Raw genomic sequence first — 19,123 nt, forward strand, 5'->3', positions numbered from 1 at the left:
CTCAGTTCATCGCAAGCTGCTGCAGCCCCTTGGCGCGTGCCACTTCCATTTCGCGCGGCAGCGTCACCGCGTTCTTCACCGCGAGAATCTCGGCCATCACGCTCACCGCGATCTCGGGCGGCGTCTTGCTGCCGATGTAGATGCCGATCGGCCCGCGCAGCCGCGCCAGCGAGGCCTCGGTCTGGCCGAAGTGCTCGATCATGCGGCCGCGCCGCGCCTCGGCATTGCGGCGCGAGCCGATGGCGCCGACGTAGAAGGCCTCGCTCTCCAGCGCCTCGAGCAGCGCCAGGTCGTCGAGCTTGGGGTCGTGCGTGAGCGCCACCACGCAGCTGCGGCGGTCGGGGCGGAAGGCGAGCACCGCGTCGTCGGGCATCTCGGTGGTGATCGCCACACCGGGCAGCGACCAGGCGGTGCGGTACTCGGCACGCGGATCGCACAGCGTGACCGCGAAGCCGCTGAACTTGGCCATGGTCGCGAGGTACTCCGCGAGCTGCCCGGCGCCGATCAGCAGCATGCGGTACTCGGGGCCGAAGGTGTTGGCGAGTTGCGCGTCGTCCACGCGGAGTTCGTCGGGCGCGGTGGCCTCGGCCAGCCGCACGGCGCCGTCCGCGAGCGTGACGGTGCGCCGCATCAGCCGGCCCTGCTCCAGCGCCGCCACCAGCGTCGCGAGCGATTCGGCGTCGGGGTCGTGTTCGAGCAGCAGTTCCAGCGTGCCGCCGCAGGGCAGCCCGAAGCGATGCGCCTCGTCGGCCGTGATGCCGTACTTGACGAGCGCGGGCGGCGTGCCCGGCGGCACGTTCTCGCCTCCGCCGTGCGCCCGGCTGTAGCGCGCGATCAGATCGTCCTCGATGCAGCCGCCCGAGACCGAGCCCACCACCGCACCGTCTTCCGCGAGGGCCATGATCGAGCCCACCGGCCGCGGGGACGAGCCCCAGGTGCGCACCACCGTGGCCAGCAGCGCGCGCTGGCCGGCCTGCCGCCAGTCGCGCAGCGTGCGCAGCACCATGACGTCGAGGTTCTCCATCGCCGGTCCCCGTCCTAGCCCGCGTCGCCCGGCGCGGAGGGCGCCTCGGCGCCGTCCTTCCTGCCGAGGCCGATCTTCTTCATGAGGCCCGACATGACGCCGCCGGACTTCTGCGCGGCCGCGTCCGCGGCGCCGTCCGCATCGGCCGCGGGCGGCGCGCCGTAGCGGCTCTGCATCTCGGCGTCGAAGCGCTTGAAGAAGTCGTCGGCGGTCGATTTGGCCGCGCCGTCGATGAGGCGCTGGCCCAGCTGCGCGATCTTGCCGCCCACCTGCGCCTGCACCGTGTAGTCGAGTTCGCAGGCGGCGGCGCCGTCGGCCTCGCCTGCCACCGGCCGCAGCGTGACGCTCGACGAACCCTTGGCGAAGCCCGCGACGCCGCCCTGCCCTTCGAAGGCCAGCTTGTAGCCGTCGGGCGCGACGATGTCCGAGAGCATCACCTTGCCGTTGAACTTGGCCGAGACCGGGCCGATCTTCAGTGCGAGCGCCACGCTGTACTGGTTGTCGCCGGTGGGCTCGAACTTGTCGCAGCCGGGAATGCACTTCTTGAGCGTCTCGGGGTCGTTGAGCGCTTCCCAGGCCTGTTGTTGGGTCACGCCGAGGCGGCGGTTGCCGAGCATTTCCATGGTGGTTCCTTTGTTTTTCCGGATGTCGTCAGCGGCCGGACCGCATGAGGGCTGCGAGGCTGCCGGCCAGCTGTTCGAGCGCCTCGAGATTGTGGACCGCGAGCATCGCGTCCGCATGGCGGTGCAGCACGGTGGCCCCACGCGCCAGAGGGGCGTAGCCCTCGAAGCGCAGCAGCGGATTGAGCCACAGCAGCCGGCGCGAATGGCGCTTGAGCCAGAGCAGCTCGCGCTCGAGCATGGCCGGCTCGCCGGTGTCGAGCCCGTCGCTGATGACGAGCACCAGCGTGCGGCGCCCGGTCAGGCGGCGGGCATGCGCGTGGCGGAGTTCGGCGAGCGAGCTGCCGAGCCGCGTGCCGCCGGCGAAATCGTCGATCGCGAGGCTGGCCGCGGCGAGCATGGCATCGGTGTCGGCGAGGCGGAAGGCCGGCGTGAGGTCGGTCAGCCGGGTGCCGAAGGCGAACACGTCGCGCCGTCCGGCGCGGCGCGTGGCGGCATGCAGAAAGGCGAGCAGCAGCCGGGCATAGCGCTCCATCGAGCCCGACACGTCGACCAGCACCAGGAGCGGCAGCGGCTGCACCCGCCGCTCGAGCCGCGGCAGGCGCAGGATCTCGCCGCCGTGGCGGGCCGCCTCGTGCAGCACGCCGGGCCAGTGCACGCGCGCACGCTCGTGGCCGGCCTCGCCGGCCGCGCGCAGCCGGCGCGAGGGCAGCGCGGGGATCGGCAGCGTCACGTCGCGCGCGAGCCGTTCGACCAGCCGGTACTCGGCCGCGCCGAGCGCATTGAAGTCGGCATGCTGCAGGCGCTGGCGGTCGCTCGAGGTCATGGCGGCATCGAACTCGACCTCCTTGTCGGGCTTGGCTTCGACCGCCGGCCGCGGCATGTGGCGCGGCGCGGCCAGTGCCTCGCGCACGCGCGGGCGCCGCTTCGAGGGCTCGGCCTTGCCTTCGGCGCTCGGCAGCATCTGCGCGAGCAGCTTGTTCGCGAGTTCCGGATCGCGGAACCATGCATCGAAGAGTTCGCGGAACACCAGCCGGTCCTGCTCGCGGCTCACCATCACGGCTTCCATCGCGGCGCCGAGGTCGGCCCGGCTTTCGAGGCCCACGAGCGTCGCGGCTTCTTCGGCGAGCGCGATGCGCGCGGCATCGGTGCGCACGCCCGCGCGGCGCAGCGCGCGCCCGAAGGCCGCGATGTTGCCGGCGAGCTTGCCGGTGCGGGCGTCGCCTAGCTGTTGCATCTCTGAATACGGGAGCGGGGGCAGAACGCAGAAGTCGCGAAGGTTTCGCAGAAGTCGCAGAAGGAAGACAGGAAAAATTTCATGGCTGTCTTCTTCTGCGACTTCTGCGTGGTTTTTGACTTCCTTCTGCGTTCGGTTCCCGCATTCATGACCCTGCCTCCTCCGGCCGCAGCAGTTCGGAGGCCAGTTCCTGCGTCAGCGCGGCCACGTCGTCGCGCTGCTTGAACAGGATGCCGGCGGTGTCGACCACCACTTCGGGATCGAGCTCGACGGTGTCGAGCGCGATCAGCGCGCGCGCCCATTCGACGCTCTCGGCGATGCCGGGGGCGCGCTGGAAGGCATTGGCGAAGGGCGCGTCGCGCAGCCGCGCGACGAAGGCCGCGACCTGCGCGGAGAGCTTCTCGCCGGCCTGCGGCACCTGGGCGCGCACGATGGCGAGCTCGCGTTCGCGCTCGGGGTAGTCGAGCCAGTGGTAGAGGCAGCGCCGCTTGACCGCGTCGTTGAGTTCGCGCGTGCGGTTGCTCGTGAGGATGGTGACCGGTGGCACCACCGCGCGCACGGTGCCGAGCTCGGGAATGCTGACCTGGTACTCGCCGAGGTATTCGAGCAGGAAGGCCTCGAAGGGCTCGTCGGCGCGGTCGACCTCGTCGATCAGCAGCACCGCGCCGGGCGCCGGCGTCTGCAAGGCCTGCAGCAGCGGGCGGCGGATCAGGTAGTGCGGCTGGTAGACCTCGGCCTCGACGTCGCGTGCCGCGCCGGCGGCTTCGGCGGCGCGCATGTGCAGCAGCTGCGCGGCGTAGTTCCATTCGTAGAGCGCCTCGCGCTGCTCCAGGCCGTCGTAGCACTGCAGCCGCAGCAACTCGCGTTTCAGCGCCGTCGAGAGCGCCTTCGCGAGTTCGGTCTTGCCCACCCCCGGCTCGCCCTCGAGCAGCAGCGGGCGCTGGAGCTTGAGCGCGAGGTACACCGCGGTCGCGAGGCGCCGGTCGGCGAAGTAGCCGGCCTGCACCAGGCTGTCGGAAAGGGAATCGATCGTTGGGAAGGTCATGGGCTGGTGTGCCGGTTCGGGATCGGACGTCCGGACGCAGAGGACGCGAAGGTTCCGCGAAGGACGCGAAAGAAGCGCAGAGAAATCCTATTCTGGTTTTCTTCTGCGCCCTTCGCGAATCTTTCGCGTTCTTCGCGTTCGGCTGCCCGCCTTTTTCAGCCCAGCACCCGCGCCACCGCCCTCTGCGTGAGCACGCTGATCAGGTTCGCGCGGTAGGCGGCCGAGGCGTGCAGGTCGCTGTTGAGTTCGCTCGCGTCGATCTTCACCGATGCGGCCGAGGCGGCCGTGAAATCGCGGTTGAGCGCCTCCTCCAGGCCGGCATGGCGGAACACGCCGTTGCCGGCGCCGGTGACGGCCACGCGCACGCCGCCGTCGTACTGCGCGAGGAACACGCCGACGAGCGGGAACTGCGAGGCCTTCTGGCGCAGCTTTTCGTAGGCGGCGTGCTTCGGGACCGGGAAGCGGATCGCGGTGATCAGCTCGTCCTCCTCGAGTGCGGTCGTGAAGAGGCCGAGGAAGAAATCGTCGGCCGCGATCTCGCGCTTCGAGGTGACGATGGTCGCGCCCGCGCCGAGCACCGCGCTCGGGTAGCAGGCGGCCGGGTCGTTGTTGGCGACGGAGCCGCCGATCGTGCCCATCGCGCGCACCTGCCGGTCGCCGATGCGCGATGCCAGGTCGGCGAGCGCGGGGAACGCGGCTTTCACGTCGGCGTTGTTCGCGACCTCGACGTGGCGCGACATCGCGCCGACGGTGAGGGTGTCGCCGTCGCGGCGGATGCCGGTGAGCTCCGAGATGCCGCCGAGGTCCACGAGCTGCTCGGGGGCCGAGAGCCGCAGCTTCATCGAGGCCAGCAGGGTCTGGCCGCCCGCGAGCGGCTTGGCGCCGGCGCCGACGAGGCGGGCCGCATCGGCCACGCTGGCAGGCCGTTCGAGTGTGAAGGCGTACATGGTGTGGGTCCTTCTCTGTTGTTGTTCGGTGTTCAGGGCGCGGGGCGGCCCTGGGTGCTGCCCGTGAGCGAAGGCGCCTGGGCCGTGCCGTCGCCGCCCCTCTGCATCGCTTCCCAGACGCGGCTCGGCGAAGCGGGCATGTCGAGGTCCTTCACGCCGAACGGTGCCAGCGCGTCGAGCACGGCATTGATCACCGCCGGCGGCGAGCCGATGGCGCCGGCCTCGCCGCAGCCCTTGGTGCCGAGCGGGTTGTGCGTGCAGGGCGTGCACACGGTGTCGAGCTTGAACTGCGGGAAGTCGGCCGCACGCGGCATCGCGTAGTCCATGAAGCTGCCGGTGAGCAGCTGGCCGGTCTCGTTGTCGTAGACGCAGTTCTCGAGCAGCGCCTGGCCGATGCCCTGCACCAGCCCGCCGTGCACCTGGCCCTCGACGATCATCGGGTTGATGATGGTGCCGAAGTCGTCCACCGCGGTGAAGCGGTCCACGCGCACCTCGCCGGTCTGCCGGTCGACCTCGACCTCGCAGATGTAGGTGCCACCCGGGAAGGTGAAGTTGGTCGGGTCGTAGAACGCGGTCTCGTTCAGGCCCGGCTCGAGCTTGTCGAGCGGATAGTTGTGCGGCACGTAGGCCGTGAGCGCCACCTGGCCGAACGGGATCTTCTTGTCGGTGCCCTTGACCGTGAACTCGCCGTTCGCGAACTCGACGTCGGCGTCGCTCGCCTCCATCAGGTGGGCGGCGATCTTCTTCGCCTTGGTCTCGATCTTGTCGAGCGCGCGCATGATGGCGGCGCCGCCGACCGAGATCGAGCGCGAGCCGTAGGTGCCCATGCCGAAGGGCACGCGGCCGGTGTCGCCGTGCACCACGTCGACGTTCTCGACCGGAATGCCGAGCCGCGCGGCCACCACCTGCGCGAAGGTGGTCTCGTGGCCCTGGCCGTGGCTGTGCGAGCCGGTGAACACCGTCACGCTGCCGGTGGGATGGACGCGGATCTCGCCGCATTCGAACAGGCCCGCGCGCGCACCGAGTGCCCCGGCGATGTTCGACGGCGCGATGCCGCAGGCCTCGATGTAGCTCGAGTAGCCGATGCCGCGCAGCTTGCCGCGCGCCTCGCTCGCGGCCTTGCGCTGCGCGTAGCCCTCCACCTCGGCCAGCACCTTGGCGCGGTCCATGCAGGCATGGAAGTCGCCGGTGTCGTACTGCAGCGCTACCGGCGTCTGGTACGGGAAGCTGGTGATGAAATTGCGCTTGCGGATCTCGTCCTGGCCCAGGTTCATCTCCCAGGCGCAGCGCGAGACCAGCCGCTCGAGCAGGTAGGTGGCCTCGGGCCGGCCCGCGCCGCGGTAGGCGTCGACCGGCGCGGTGTTGGTGAACCAGGCATCGACCTCGACATAGATCTGCGGCGTGGTGTACTGGCCCGCGAGCAGCGTGGCGTAGAGGATGGTCGGCACCGCGGTCGAGAAGGTCGAGAGGTAGGCGCCGAGGTTGGCGTCGGTGTGCACCCGCATCGCGAGGAACTTGCCTTGACTGTCCATCGCCATCTCGGCATGGCTCACGTGGTCGCGGCCGTGCGCGTCGGACAGGAAGCACTCCGAACGCTCGGCCGTCCACTTGATGTTGCGGTTGAGCTGCTTGGCGGCCCAGGTCAGGCACACGTCCTCGGCGTAGAGGAAGATCTTCGAGCCGAAGCCGCCGCCCACGTCGGGCGCGACCACGCGCACCTTGTGCTCGGGCAGGCCGAGTACGAAGGCGGTCATCAGCAGGCGCTCGACGTGCGGGTTCTGGTTCGACACGTAGAGCGTGTAGTCGTCGGTGCCGCGGTTGTAGCTGCCGATGGCCACGCGCGGCTCGATCGGGTTGGGCACGAGCCGGTTGTTCACGAGGTCGAGCCTGGTGACGTGCGCCGCATTCGCGAACACCCCGTCCACCGCCGCCTTGTCGCCCAGCGTCCACTTGTAGCACTGGTTGTCGGGCGCTTCGTCGTGCAGCGTGACGCCGCTCGCCTTCTTCGCCGCGTCGGCCACGCTGACGAGCGCGGGCAGCACCTCGTAGTCGACCACCACCGCCTCGGCCGCGTTCCTGGCCTGCTCCACGGTCTCGGCCACCACCATGGCCACGTGGTCGCCCACGTAGCGCACCTTGCGGATCGCGAGGATCGGGTGCATCGGCTCCTTCATCGGCGTGCCGTCGGGGTTGTTGATGAGCCAGCCGCAGGGCAGGCCGCCCATCTTGCCCTCGATGTCCTTGCCGCTGAAGATGCCGATCACGCCGGGCATCTTCAGCGCCTCGGCGGTGTCGACCGAGCGGATGACGGCATGGGCGTGCGGCGAGCGCACGAAGACCGCATGGCTCTGGTTGGCCAGCGTGATGTCGTCGGTGTAGTTGCCGGCACCGGTCAGGAAGCGATAGTCTTCCTTGCGCCGCAGCGCCTCGCCGATGTGCGGCAGGTTCGAGAAATCGGAAGCACCCATGATGCCGCTCCCTTCAGGCCGTGGCCGTGGTCTTGACCGGGGTGCCCGAGGCCATCGCCTCGCCGCCCATCTTCACGGCCTTGACGATGTTCTGGTAGCCCGTGCAGCGGCACAGGTTGCCGTCGAGCAGCTCGCGGATCTCGGATTCGCTCGCCGCCGGATGGTGCTTGCAGAGGTCGATCGCGCTCATGACCATGCCGGGCGTGCAGAAGCCGCACTGCAGGCCGTGGCACTCCTTGAACGCCGCCTGCATCGGATGCATGGCGCCGTCGGCCTCGGCGATGCCCTCGATGGTGGTGATCTCGGCGCCCGCGGCCTGGGCGACCAGGATGTTGCACGACTTGACCGCGCGGCCGTTCAGGTGGATGGTGCAGGCGCCGCACTGTGCCGTGTCGCAGCCCACGTGGGTGCCGGTCAGGTGCAGATGCTCGCGGATCGCGTGCACCAGGAAGGTGTTGGGAGGGGCGTCGACCGTGGCCGGGCGGCCGTTGACCGTGAAAGCTACCTGCATGTGGCTGTCTCCATGGAAGGTGATGGCTGGTTTGCAAGGGCATCTTGGATGCCGGCCTCGCGCACTATCCTAGGCAAAACCCTCAGCGCTTGCGCGGCACACGCGAAATTCTCAAAATGAAACAGCTTGCGGCCGGCAAGCTGCCCGAAAACCCCGCCTCCACCGCGCGAGCCCCCACGATGTCCGCCTCGATCGCTTCCTCCCTGCCCGAGCGCTCGCTCGCCATTGCGCAGGCGCGGCGCGCGCTGATCCACGGCGACGTCGCGCGCGCGCACGCGGCGGCGGTGCGCATCGAACCCTGGATCGCGCGCTCCTGGCAGCGCTGCATCGAGGCCGGCCGGCAGCCCCAGCAGCGCGTGAGCTTCGACCCGGTGGCGCCCTCGGCGGTCCGCGAGGTGGCCGAGCGCAACCGGGCGCTGCTCGCGGCGGCCCGGCCCGTGATCGAGCGGCTCTCGCGCGCCATCGCCGACACGCGCTACTTCGCGCTGCTGACCGACGCCGAGGGCATCGTGGTCGACGTGGGCGCCCTGCCCGACGGCACCGACAGCGCCACCCGGCACGCGCGCGACATCGGGCGCATCGGCGTCGACCTGTCGGAACGCGCCATCGGCACCAGCGCCATCAGCACCGCGCTGGCGGAGCAGGAATCGGTCTGGCTGCACCGCGGCGAGCATTTCTTCGAAGACACCAGCGTCTACAGCTGCGCCGGCGCACCGCTCTTCGGCCCGCGGGGCGACTGCATCGGCATGCTCGACCTGACCGGCGTGCAGGTGGCCGAGCGGCCGGAGCTGCGGCACCTGGCCACGCTCTCGGCGCGCAGCATCGAGAACCGGCTGGTGCTGAACCAGCCCTGCGAGATGCGGCTGCACCTCTCCTGGCCCGGCTGCCCCGCGAGCGAGGCCACCGAGGGCCTGCTGTGCGTCGATGCCGAGGGCGGCGTGACGGGCGCCAACGCGGCGGCGCGGCAGATGCTGCACGAGCCGCTGGCACGCCACCCGCACGCCCCGCTGCATTGCGGCGATCTGTTCGCGCTGCCGCTGCAGATGCTGTTCGACGCGGCCCGGCGCGGCGATGCGGTGCTCGAGGCGCCGCTCTGGTCCGGCCTGCGCGTGCAGGTCCGGCCGCAGCGCGGCGGCACGGCGTCGAGGGGCGCGGTGGTCGAGGCCCGGCCGCGGCTGCGCGACGTCGAGACCGCGCTGATCCGCAAGGCCGTGGCCGATGCCCGCGGCAACGTGGCCGAAGCGGCCCGCGCACTGGGGATCAGCCGGGCCACGGTCTACCGCAAGCTGTGGCGCGGGCGCCAGCCGCCGAACTGAGCGGGCTGGCTCCTTCCCCCTCTGGGGGAAGGCGGGGATGGGGGCACACGGCGCATGCAGCGCCAAGGCTTTTTTCGAGGCCGCGAGCCCCCACCCCAGCCCTCCCCCAGCGGGGGAGGGAGTCAGGCCGCTCAGTTCGCCGGCACCTTGTCCAGAAACCCCGTCACCGAACGCAGCCTGCCCCCGTCGAGCTGGGCGAAATCGGTGCCCTGGATCATGTCCTCGGCCTCGCTCGGCCCCAGGGTCCACGAGAAGCGCAGGTTGTCGCCGTGCGCCTCGGGCTGCCCCAGCAGCTTGAAGCGGAAACCCGGGAAGCGCTGCTGCACGGCGCCGACCAGCGCGCCGATCTGCTCGCGGCCGCTGGCCTGGGCCAACGGGTCGACGTAGCGGGCATCGGCGGTCCAGCCGGATTCGATCAGTTCGGCGCGGCGCGCGGCATCGGTTTCGTTCCAGACGGCGATGTAGCGCTGGGCGATGGCGGTGGCGTCATGGGCGGCGGTGTTCATGGTGCGGTCCTTTCGAGGTTGAAACCCGCAACTGCGCGGGGTGAAAGGATGGTCGCGCCGCGCACGTCCGGCGTCGATGACCTCGGAGGTCATGACGCCCGCGCGATCAGTTGGCCGCGGCGTTCGGGAAGAACAGCTGCTCGCCGCCGATCTTGTAGCTCGCGATGGTGTCCTGCCCCGCGGGCGAGATCACCCAGTCGACGAACTTCTGCGCGCCCTTGCTGTTGAGCGACGGAAACTTCGCCGGGCTCACCACCATCACGCCGTACTGGTTGAAGAGCCGCTTGTCGCCTTCGACCAACACCGCCAGGTCGGCGCGGTTCTTGAAGCTGAGCCAGGTGCCGCGGTCGGCCAGCACGTAGGCACCCGACGAGGCCGCGATGTTCAGCGCCGGGCCCATGCCGCAGCCGCATTCCTTGTAGCCCGTGCCCTTGCGGTCGTTGGGCACCGGCTGGCCCGCCTCGGCCACGCCGGCCTGCGCCCAGAGCCGGCGCTCCGCCGCGTCGGTGCCGCTCTTGTCGCCGCGCGAGACGAAGGGCGCGTTGGCCGCGGCGATCTTCTTCAGCGCGGCGGCGATGTCCTTGCCGCGGGTGCCCGCGGGATCGTTCTTCGGCCCCACGAGCACGAAGTCGTTGTACATCACGGGATGGCGCTTCGCGCTGAAGCCCTCGGCCACGAACTTCTCCTCCGCCGCGGTGTCGTGCACGAACAGCACGTCGGCATCGCCGCGCTTGGCCATGTCGATGGCCTGCCCGGTGCCCACCGCCACAACCTTCACGTCGATGTCGCTGGCCTTCTTGAAGGCCGGCAGCAGATGGCCGAAGAGGCCCGACTGCTCGGTGGACGTGGTCGAGGCCATGGTGATGGTCTCGGCGTGGACGGCGACGGCCGCGAAGGCCGCGACCAGCGCGGCGCCCAGTTGCTTGTGGAACAGCTTCATGCCAACTCTCCTTTGACGAACAGGCGGGCCTCTTCCGGCAGGGGCCCATGAAAGAAATCGTGCACGGGCAGGTCGGCCAGGATGCGGCCGTGCTCGAGGTAGACCACGCGCGTGGCCAGCCGCTTGACCTGCCCCAGGTTGTGGCTCGCGAACACCAGCGTGCGGCCGCTCGCGGCCTCGGCGATCAGCGATTCGACCTCGCGCTTGGCGGTGGGGTCGAGGCTCGCGGTGGGCTCGTCGAGCAGCAGCACCGCGGGATGCAGCGCCCAGGCGCGCGCCAGCGCCACGCGCTGCTGCTGGCCGCCCGAGAGCGCGCGCGCATTGCGGCCCGCCAGGTCCTCGAGCCCCACGCGCGCGAGCGCTGGCAAGGCAGCCCGGCGCGCCTCGCGCCACGGCATGCCGCGCAGCCACAAGGCCAGCGCCACGTTGCTGGCCACCGAGGCGCGCAGCATGTGCGGGCGCTGGAACAGCATGGCCTGCGCACGCCGCGGCGCGGCGCTGGTGAGGCTGCCCGCCGCATGCGGCACGAGGCCGTGCAGCAGGCGCAGCAGCGTGGTCTTGCCGCTGCCGTTGGCGCCGATCAGCGCCACGCGCTCGCCGGCCGCGATCGTCAGGCTGGCGCCCTGCAGCGCCGCCACCCGCCCGAGCCGCACGTCGACGCCGTAGAGTGCGAACACCGTCGGATCGGCGCTCGCAAGCTGCGCATGCTCGTTCACGGCCGCGCCTCCGTGCGCCATGCCGGCGCCGGCGCGCCCGTTCCGCCGCCGCCGTCCACCCGTTCGCGCCAGCCGCGCACCGCGGCGATGGCCAGGTTGAGCACCAGCACCACGCCCAGCAGCACGATGCCGAGCGCGAGCGCGAGCGGCAGGTCGCCCTTGCTGGTCTCGAGCGCGATGGCGGTCGTCATCACGCGCGTGAAGCCGTCGATGTTGCCGCCCACCACCATCACCGCGCCCACCTCCGACACCGCGCGGCCGAAGGCGGCGATCAGCACGGTGAGCAGCGCATAGCGCTCGTCCCACACCAGCAGCAGCGCCCGCGCCAGCGGCCGCGCGCCCAACGAGCGCAGCTGCTCGCCGTGCGCGCGCTCGGCGTCCTCGATGGTCTGCCGCGTGAGCGCCGTCACCACCGGCAGCACCAGCACCGTCTGTGCGAGCACCATGGCCTGGAACGAGAACAGCCAGCCCAGGAAGCCGAGCGGCCCCGAGCGCGACAGCAGCAGGTAGATCACGAGCCCCACCACCACCGAGGGCAGCGCCAGCAGCGTGTTCAACAGCGTGAGCAGCGCGCCGCGGCCGCGGAAGCGCGCCACCCCGAGCCAGGCGCCGAGCAGCAGGCCGAAGCCGCAGGCCAGCGCGCAGGCGCTGGCGCTGACTGCCAGCGAGCGCCCGACGATCGCGAGCAGCACCGGGTCGCCGGACAGGAGCAACTGCCAGGCGGCGACGGCGCTCTGCGCGAAAGTGTTCATGCGGCGGGATTCGGCGGGGTACGGAAGAAGGCGCCGCAGTATCGGCGTGTACCTCGAACTGCCTATGCAAATATTTGCATAGGCTTTCGCCGCCGCCCGGGTTTCAGGCCGGGTCCAGCGGAAACACCGGCCGGCGCACCCTGGAGAACGGGAACAGGCTGTAGTCGGAGCTCGTCACGCCGGGGCTGTCGCATTCGACCAGCGCCGCGGAGATCGGCTCGAACACCGGCCGGCAGTACATGCGCGACTTGAGCAGCAGGAAGCGCTCGCTGCGCGGGTCGTGCCCGGTGCATTCGAAGACGCCGAGGTCCCACGGCTCCTGCGTGCGCTCGGTCACCACGATGCGCGCGGCGCCGGTGTCGAACAGCACGGTGCGGCCCATGCTGCTGCGCTGTCCGGTGTAGGTGGGGCCGGTGATCACGTACTCGCCATTGCAGATGCGGCGCACCACGCCGGTCGTCGGCACCGGCCGCTTCGACAGGCCGATGCCCGCGAGCGAGACCTTGTTGCCGAGCGCGACCGTGACCGTGGCGCCCTCGCCCGCCGCCACGAGCGCGGCCACGGCCTCCGGGTCGCACAGCGGGCCCACGCCGATGCCGTCGAGGCCCTGGGCGAGCGCCTCCTGCAGCACGTCCATGGTGTCGCAGCTGCCGCCGGACATGCAGTTGTCGCCATGGTCGAGCAGCAGCACCGGCCGCGTCGCGCCCTCGGCGAGGCGCTTGGCGCGCGCCACCGATTCGGCCAGCGGCTCGCTGCGGTAGACGAAGGCCTCGCGTTCGGCCCAGATCTGCGCGCCGATGCGGTCGGCCGTGGCCTGCGCCCGCTCCGGCGAGACGGCGTCGACCACCACCACGCTCATGCAGGGCGCCTCGATGTCCGACAGCGAGAAGCCCGCGAAGATCGACACCGCGAGCGATTCCTCCGACTGCTCGGCCGCGCGCGCCGCCTCGATCGCGCGCTGCATCGCGCCCGTGAACGAGGCGCTGCGCAGCGTGTGCGCCATCAGCGGCAGCGGATGCCACCGCATCGCCGGCCGGCTGCGCCCGGCGAGCAGGTCGAACAGCAGCCGGCCGGCATGCGCGCCGGTCTCGTACATGTCGACGTGCGGATAGGTCTTGAAGCCGACGATCACCTCCGCGTTGGCGACCATCGCCGGCGTCACGTTGGCGTGCAGGTCCAGCGCCACGCCGATCGGCACGCCGGGCGCCGCCGCGCGCAGGCGCACGAGCAGGTCGCCCTCGCCGTCCATGCTGTTCTCCGCCACCATCGCGCCGTGCAGGTCGAGCAGGATCGCGTCGCAGCCCGGCGCGGCATCGACGATGCACTGCGTGAGCGTGGCGTAGGCCGCGGCATCGACCGGGCCGCTCGGGTTGGCCGATGCCGAAACCGGCGTGACCACCTCGGCGCCCGCCTGCTCGGCCAGGTCGATGAAGGCCGACATCGCGGTGCGCATGCCCTTGTTGTCGCGCCAGGCCTGCGCGCCGAAGCTCGGCCCGTCGGGGCCGAAGGCCGCGAGCGGCGTGGGCACCGGGGAGAAGGTGTTGGTCTCGTGGTTGAGACGCGCGATCAGCACTTTCATCGCGTGGCGACCCCTGCGCTGTGCAGCATCGCCTGCAGCAGCACGTTGCAGCCGGCTTCGAGGTGCGCGGGCTCGGCATCCTCGATCTCGTTGTGGCTGATGCCGTCGCGGCAGGGCACGAAGATCATCGCCGTCGGGCAGACGCGCGCGAGGTACACCGCATCGTGGCCCGCGCCACTGATCACGTTCATCCAGGGCAGCCCCTGCGCCTCGGCGGCTTCGCGGATGCCGGAGACCAGCGCGGGCGTGAAGGGCTGCGGCGGGAAGTAGACCACCTGTTCCACCGTCGCCTCGACCTTGCCGGTGGCGGCGATGCGCTGCACGGCCTGCCTGAGCGCCGCGTCCATCGCCGACAGCACCACGTCGTCGGCCGCGCGCAGGTCGACGCTGAGCTTCACGCGGCCGGGGATCACGTTGCGCGAGTTCGGGTAGTTGTCGATCCAGCCGACGGTGCCGCGCGCATGCGGCGCATGGGCGAGCGCGATGCGGTTGACCTCGATCACCAGTTCGGCCGCCGCGAGCAGCGCGTCCTTGCGCAGTTCCATCGGCGTGGGGCCGGCGTGCGCCTCCATGCCCTGCAGCACCACGTCGTACCAGCGCTGGCCGAGCGCTCCCTCGACCACGCCGATGACGCGCGCGTTGGCCTCCAGCACCGGGCCCTGCTCGATGTGCGTTTCGAAGTACGCCTCCACGGGCGAGGCCGCCGCCGAGGCCGGCGCGCTGCCCGCATAGCCGATGGCCGCGAGCGCCTCGGCCACGCTGATGCCGTCGTTGTCGCGCTGCGCGAGCGCATGTTCGAGCGTGAACGCATCGGCGAAGACGCCCGAGCCCATCATCACCGGCACGAAGCGCGAGCCTTCCTCGTTGGTCCAGACGGCGACCTCGAGCGGCGCTTCGGTCAGGATGCCGGCATCGTTCAGGCTGCGGATCACTTCCAGGCCCGCCAGCACGCCGTAGTTGCCGTCGAACTTGCCGCCCGTGGGCTGGGTGTCGATGTGGCTGCCGGTCACCACTGGCGGCAGCGCGTTGTCGCGTCCCGCGCGGCGCGCGAAGATGTTGCCGATGCGGTCCACGCGCACCTCGCAGCCGGCCTCGCGCGCCCAGCGCGTGAAGAGGTCGCGGCCCTGGCGGTCGAGGTCGGTCAGCGCGATGCGGCAGACGCCGCCCTTCTCGGTCGCGCCGAGCCGGGCCAGTTCCATCAGCGAGGCCCAGAGGCGCTCGCCGTCGATGCGGAGTCGGGTGTGTGGTGTCATGGTGTGTGCGGATGGGATGCGAGGTGCGGAAAGGCTCAAGCAAGCCCCACGCCCAGGTAGCGGTCTTTCACTTCGTGGTCGGCCATGAAGGCCGCGTTGGCGGCCTCGTGCACGATCACGCCCTGCTCGACGATGTAGTGGCGGTCGGCCAGCTGCACGCAGACCTCGAGGTTCTGCTCGACCAGCAGGATGGCCACGCCGGCGGCCTTGATGGCCTTGAGCTGGGCGACGATCTCCTCCACGATCACCGGCGCGAGGCCTTCGACCGGCTCGTCGAGGATCAGCAGGCGCGGATGGTTCATGAGCGCGCGGCCGATGGCGAGCATCTGCTGCTCGCCGCCGGAGAGCTGCCCGCCGCCGTTGCGGCGCCGCTCCTTCAGGCGCGGAAAGATGCGCCAGACGTCGTCGAGCTGCCACGGCGAGCCGCGGCGCTGGCCGAGCATGAGGTTCTCCTCCACCGTCAGCAGCTTGAAGATGCCGCGGTGCTCCGGCACCAGGCACACGCCGCGCTGCGCGATGCGGTGGGGCGGCAGGCCCGCGATGTCCGCACCCTGGAAGCGCACGCGGCCGGCGCTGGGCGTGACCGCGCCCGCGATGCTCTTGAGCGTGGTGGACTTGCCGGCGCCGTTGCGGCCGAGCAGGGTCACGAGCTCGGCCTCGCCGACCGCGAGCGACACGCCTTGCAGGACGTGGCTCTTGCCGTAGTGGGCATGCAGGCCCTCGACTTCGAGGATGGGTTTCATGGCGCTGCCTCCGCACCCGGCATCTGCTCCCTCCCCTTCCGGGGGAGGGTTGGGGTGGGGGCAGCAGGCGCTCGAAAGCCCCGCGGCGATCGATGCGCCGCCGGCCCCCACCCCTGCCCTCCCCCGGCGGGGGAGGGAGAAAGAAGAAGCGCCGCGCTCATGCCTTGCCTCCGGTGATCATGTTCCCGAGATACGCCGAACGCACCCGCGCATCGGCACGGATCTCGCCCGGCAGGCCTTCGGCCAGCACGCGGCCCAGCTGCATCACGGTTACGGTGTCGGAGATGTCCATCACGATGTTCATGTTGTGTTCGATCAGCACCACGGTGTGGGCGTCGCGCAGGCCGCGGATCAGCCGCTTCATGTCGTCGAGGTCGTCGATGCCCATGCCCGAGGTCGGCTCGTCGAGGAAGATGGCCTTGGGCTTCGCGGCCAGCGCCATGCCCACCTCGAGACGACGCTGCTGCCCGTGCGAGAGCACGCTGGCCGGCGTGTCGGCGAGCCGTTCGAGGCCCACGCGCTGCAACACCTCGTCGACGGTCTGCCTGCAGGCGAGTTCGCCGACCGGCGCGCGCCAGCAGTTCATGGCCTGCCGCGGCGCGATGCCCTGCGCCGCCACGCGCAGGTTCTCGCGCACCGAAAGGCTCGCGAACAGGCTCGTGACCTGGAACGAGCGCGCCATGCCGCGCTGCACGCGGCGATGGTCGGGCTCGCGCGTCACGTCGTGGCCGTCGAACAGGATGCGTCCGCCGGTCGTGGTGCCGGTGCCCGTGAGCATGTGGAACAGCGTGGTCTTGCCGGCGCCGTTCGGGCCGATCACCGAATGCACGGTGTGGCGCCGGATCTTCAGGTCCACGCCGCCGAGCGCCGCGAACTTGCCGTAGTGCTTGGTGACGCCGACGGCTTCGATCAGAACCTCGCTCATGCCTTTTCTCCCTGAACCGCGGGCAGGCCGGCGGCCGGCGGACTCTTTCGGAACACGCGCCGCCACGCGCTCTCGCCCAGGCCCCAGAGCCCGCGCTGCATGCCGATGCTGACCGCGATCAGCAGCAGCCCGAGCAGCAGCAGCCAGCGCGGCCACAGCGTCGAGAGCCAGTCGGCCAGCAGCACGTAGAAGGCCGAGCCGAGCACCGAGGCGAACAGGTTGCCGGTGCCGCCGATCACGGTGATGACCAGGATCATCTCGCTCGTGTGGTATTCGGCATTCGACAGCGGCGCGATGCCGGTCATCATCGCGTGCAGCCCGCCCGCAAGGCCGGTGACCGCGCCCGAGATCACGAAGGCCAGCAGCTTGAAGCGCCGGAGGTCGTAGCCCACGGCCGCGGCGCGGTCCTCGTTGTCGCGGATCGCGAGCAGCGTGCGGCCGAACACCGAATCGGTCACGCGCAGCAGCAGGCCGAAGGCGGCGAGGAAGATCAGCGCCACGAAGGCGTAGTACTTCCAGGGGGTGTCGAGAAAGGCCGGGCGCGGCACGTCGAGCAGCCCGTTGTCGCCGCCCGTCAGGCCCGAGGCCGTGTAGGCCACGAAATAGAACATCTGCGCGAAGGCGAGCGTGAGCATCACGAAGTAGGTGCCGCGCTGGCGGATCGCCACCCAGCCGACTACCGCCGCGCCGAGCGCGCCCATGGCCACTGCCGCCAGCAGCGCGAGCGGCATCGGCAGCGAGAGCCGCGTGAGCAGGATCGCGATGGTGTAGCTGCCAAGCCCGAAGAAGATGCCCTGGCCGAAGGACAGCAGCCCCGTGTAGCCGAGCAGCAGGTTGCAGCCCAGCGCCGCGAGTGCGTAGATGAGCACCTCGCTCGCGAGGGAGCCCGAACGCAGCACCAGCGGCAGGCCCAGCGCGACGGCGAGCGCCAGCAGGAAAGTGATTTTGCGGGACACGATGGATCGCTCCTTCAACGGTTCAGGCGGCGCGGCCGAGCAGGCCGTGCGGACGCAGCAGCAGCACCGCACCCATCGCGATGTAGATCATCAGGCTCGCGCCCGGCGGCCAGAGGGTGCTCATGAGGCTCTGCACGATGCCGATCAGCACGCCGCCGACCAGCGCCCCGCCGAAGCTGCCGAGCCCGCCGATCACCACCACCACGAAGGCCACGCCGAGCGCCTCGACGCCCATGAACGGCTCCGCGCCGCGGATCGGCGCGGCCAGCACGCCCGCCAGCGCCGCGGTGGCCGCGCCGAGCGCGAACACCAGGCTGAACACGCGGAACACGTTGATGCCGAGCAGCGATACCATCTCGGTCGATTCGCTGCCCGCGCGCACCGCACTGCCCAGGCGCGTGCCTTCGAGCACCCACCACAGCAGCACCGCGAGCACCGCGGTGAAGCCGATCACGAACAGCCGGTACTTCGGATAGATGAAGCTGCCCCACATCACCACGCCCTGCAGCAGGTCCGGCGTGGGCACGCTGTTGCCGAGCGGCCCCCAGAACACGATCACGATCTCCTGCACCGCGAGCGCGAGACCCACGGTCACGAGGATGTGGAACTCGTGCGCCTTGGCGTAGACGCGGCGCAGCAGCAGCTTCTCGGCCAGCCAGCCGAGCGCACCCACCGCGAGCGGCACCAGCACCAGCGCGAGCCAGAAGTCGAGCCCCCACTGCATCGCCTGGAAGCACAGGTACGCGCCCAGCAGGTAGAAGGCGCCGTGCGCGAAGTTCACGAAGCGCAGCAGGCCGAACACGATCGACAGGCCGACGGCCAGCAGGAAATACAGCATCCCGATGCCGATGCCGTTGATGGTCTGGAGCAGGTAGACGGACATGGGGGCGTTGCGTCCTCGCGGCGCTCAGGCGAGCTTGCAGCCGGTCTTGTCGACGGGGAGGAAGGACTTGCCCGAACTCACCACCTCGACGTAGTCGGCCGCGTCCTTCATCTTCGACTTGGCCTTGCCCTTGAGCAGGTAGTAGTCCTTGATCACCTGGTGGTCGGCCTTGCGGATCTCCTCGGTGCCCGTGAGGCCCTCGTACTTCATGCCTTCGAGCGCCGCGATCACCGCCTTCTGGTCGACCGTGCCGGCCTTGACGATGCCGTCGATCAGGATCTTGGTGCACACGTACGAGCCCGCCAGGCTGTAGTTGGGCACGATCTTGAGCTTGTCGGCCGTGCGCTTCACCAGTTCCTTGTTGAGCGGCGTGTCGGCCGTGTGCCAGTACTGCGCGCCGAAGTACACGCCGTCGCAGAGGTCGGCGCCGAGCTCGTCGAACTGTTCGAGTCCCGAGGCCCAGGCCATGAGGATCGTCATGTTCTTGTGCATGCCGAAGCTCACCGCCTGCCGCAGCGCCGCCGACGACTGCGCGCCGAAGTTCAGCAGCAGCAGCACGTCGGGCTTGGCCGCCATCGCGTTGGTGAGGTAGCCGCTGAACTCCTTGTCGTTGAGCGAGTGGTAGCTGTTGCCCACGTGCTCGATGCCCTTCTCCTGGAAGATCGCCTTGGCCGCGCCCAGCAGGCCTTCGCCGAACACGTA

The 19,123-nt window shown here is 70.5% G+C and carries 19 protein-coding genes; 1 reads left to right on the forward strand and 18 read right to left on the reverse strand.

Translation table 11 applies throughout. From position 1 onward, the window contains the following. Position 1: 1 nt before the first annotated feature. From M2165_RS25995 to M2165_RS26025, 7 genes are all read right to left on the reverse strand, one after another. Entirely contained in the window at positions 2 to 1,024 is a 1,023-nt protein-coding gene (locus M2165_RS25995) for an XdhC family protein (RefSeq protein WP_280817435.1), read from the reverse strand. Between the two features lie 14 nt (positions 1,025 to 1,038). After that, a complete protein-coding gene (locus tag M2165_RS26000) occupies positions 1,039 to 1,647 on the reverse strand; it encodes a carbon monoxide dehydrogenase subunit G (RefSeq protein ID WP_280817436.1) in 609 nt (202 codons plus the stop codon). Positions 1,648 to 1,675: 28 nt separating this feature from the next. Next, positions 1,676 to 2,881: a VWA domain-containing protein gene (locus tag M2165_RS26005; RefSeq protein WP_280817437.1), complete on the reverse strand. Its 1,206-nt coding sequence runs from the start codon at positions 2,879 to 2,881 to the stop codon at positions 1,676 to 1,678. 145 nt (positions 2,882 to 3,026) lie between these two features. After that, positions 3,027 to 3,926 carry a MoxR family ATPase gene (locus tag M2165_RS26010; RefSeq protein WP_280817438.1) on the reverse strand — a complete coding sequence of 300 codons (900 nt, stop codon included), beginning with the start codon at positions 3,924 to 3,926 and terminating at the stop codon, positions 3,027 to 3,029. Positions 3,927 to 4,081: 155 nt separating this feature from the next. Next, positions 4,082 to 4,873, reverse strand: a complete 792-nt coding sequence (locus M2165_RS26015; RefSeq protein WP_280817439.1) for a xanthine dehydrogenase family protein subunit M — start codon at positions 4,871 to 4,873, stop codon at positions 4,082 to 4,084. A 32-nt stretch (positions 4,874 to 4,905) separates the two neighbouring features. Continuing rightward, the gene (locus M2165_RS26020) at positions 4,906 to 7,341 is read right to left on the reverse strand and encodes a xanthine dehydrogenase family protein molybdopterin-binding subunit (RefSeq protein WP_280817440.1); all 2,436 of its coding nucleotides are present in this window, start codon (positions 7,339 to 7,341) and stop codon (positions 4,906 to 4,908) included. A gap of 13 nt (positions 7,342 to 7,354) precedes the next feature. Further along, the gene (locus M2165_RS26025) at positions 7,355 to 7,852 is read right to left on the reverse strand and encodes a 2Fe-2S iron-sulfur cluster-binding protein (protein ID WP_280817441.1); all 498 of its coding nucleotides are present in this window, start codon (positions 7,850 to 7,852) and stop codon (positions 7,355 to 7,357) included. A 179-nt stretch (positions 7,853 to 8,031) separates the two neighbouring features. On the opposite strand from M2165_RS26025, the gene M2165_RS26030 reads away from it, so the two are divergent. Continuing rightward, a complete protein-coding gene (locus tag M2165_RS26030; protein WP_280817442.1) occupies positions 8,032 to 9,168 on the forward strand; it encodes a helix-turn-helix domain-containing protein in 1,137 nt (378 codons plus the stop codon). Positions 9,169 to 9,299: 131 nt separating this feature from the next. Here the strand turns inward: M2165_RS26030 and M2165_RS26035 are convergent, their stop codons facing one another. The 11 genes from M2165_RS26035 to M2165_RS26085 form a co-directional block, all read right to left on the reverse strand. After that, positions 9,300 to 9,674, reverse strand: a complete 375-nt coding sequence (locus M2165_RS26035) for a nuclear transport factor 2 family protein (protein ID WP_280817443.1) — start codon at positions 9,672 to 9,674, stop codon at positions 9,300 to 9,302. 106 nt (positions 9,675 to 9,780) lie between these two features. Beyond that, the gene (locus M2165_RS26040; RefSeq protein ID WP_280817444.1) at positions 9,781 to 10,614 is read right to left on the reverse strand and encodes a substrate-binding domain-containing protein; all 834 of its coding nucleotides are present in this window, start codon (positions 10,612 to 10,614) and stop codon (positions 9,781 to 9,783) included. Further along, the gene (locus M2165_RS26045) at positions 10,611 to 11,351 is read right to left on the reverse strand and encodes a phosphate ABC transporter ATP-binding protein (RefSeq protein ID WP_280817445.1); all 741 of its coding nucleotides are present in this window, start codon (positions 11,349 to 11,351) and stop codon (positions 10,611 to 10,613) included. The genes M2165_RS26040 and M2165_RS26045 overlap by 4 nt, the downstream gene beginning before the upstream one ends. Then, positions 11,327 to 12,082 carry an ABC transporter permease gene (locus M2165_RS26050; RefSeq protein WP_280817446.1) on the reverse strand — a complete coding sequence of 252 codons (756 nt, stop codon included), beginning with the start codon at positions 12,080 to 12,082 and terminating at the stop codon, positions 11,327 to 11,329. The genes M2165_RS26045 and M2165_RS26050 overlap by 25 nt, the downstream gene beginning before the upstream one ends. Positions 12,083 to 12,185: 103 nt before the next feature. Next, positions 12,186 to 13,661: a M81 family metallopeptidase gene (locus M2165_RS26055; RefSeq protein WP_280817447.1), complete on the reverse strand. Its 1,476-nt coding sequence runs from the start codon at positions 13,659 to 13,661 to the stop codon at positions 12,186 to 12,188. Then, positions 13,658 to 14,914: a Zn-dependent hydrolase gene (locus M2165_RS26060; RefSeq protein ID WP_280817448.1), complete on the reverse strand. Its 1,257-nt coding sequence runs from the start codon at positions 14,912 to 14,914 to the stop codon at positions 13,658 to 13,660. Before M2165_RS26060 ends, M2165_RS26055 begins: the two co-directional genes overlap by 4 nt. A 35-nt stretch (positions 14,915 to 14,949) precedes the next feature. Continuing rightward, positions 14,950 to 15,657: an ABC transporter ATP-binding protein gene (locus M2165_RS26065; RefSeq protein WP_280817449.1), complete on the reverse strand. Its 708-nt coding sequence runs from the start codon at positions 15,655 to 15,657 to the stop codon at positions 14,950 to 14,952. 157 nt (positions 15,658 to 15,814) lie between these two features. Continuing rightward, a complete protein-coding gene (locus M2165_RS26070) occupies positions 15,815 to 16,582 on the reverse strand; it encodes an ABC transporter ATP-binding protein (RefSeq protein WP_280817450.1) in 768 nt (255 codons plus the stop codon). Then, the gene (locus tag M2165_RS26075) at positions 16,579 to 17,538 is read right to left on the reverse strand and encodes a branched-chain amino acid ABC transporter permease (RefSeq protein ID WP_280817451.1); all 960 of its coding nucleotides are present in this window, start codon (positions 17,536 to 17,538) and stop codon (positions 16,579 to 16,581) included. The genes M2165_RS26070 and M2165_RS26075 overlap by 4 nt, the downstream gene beginning before the upstream one ends. 22 nt (positions 17,539 to 17,560) lie before the next feature. Further along, a complete protein-coding gene (locus tag M2165_RS26080) occupies positions 17,561 to 18,421 on the reverse strand; it encodes a branched-chain amino acid ABC transporter permease (protein ID WP_280817452.1) in 861 nt (286 codons plus the stop codon). Between the two features lie 24 nt (positions 18,422 to 18,445). Next, on the reverse strand, positions 18,446 to 19,123 hold a 678-nt coding region (locus tag M2165_RS26085), incomplete at its 5' end, for an ABC transporter substrate-binding protein (RefSeq protein ID WP_280817453.1).

Source organism: Variovorax sp. TBS-050B (assembly GCF_029893635.1).
Lineage (GTDB): Bacteria > Pseudomonadota > Gammaproteobacteria > Burkholderiales > Burkholderiaceae_C > Variovorax.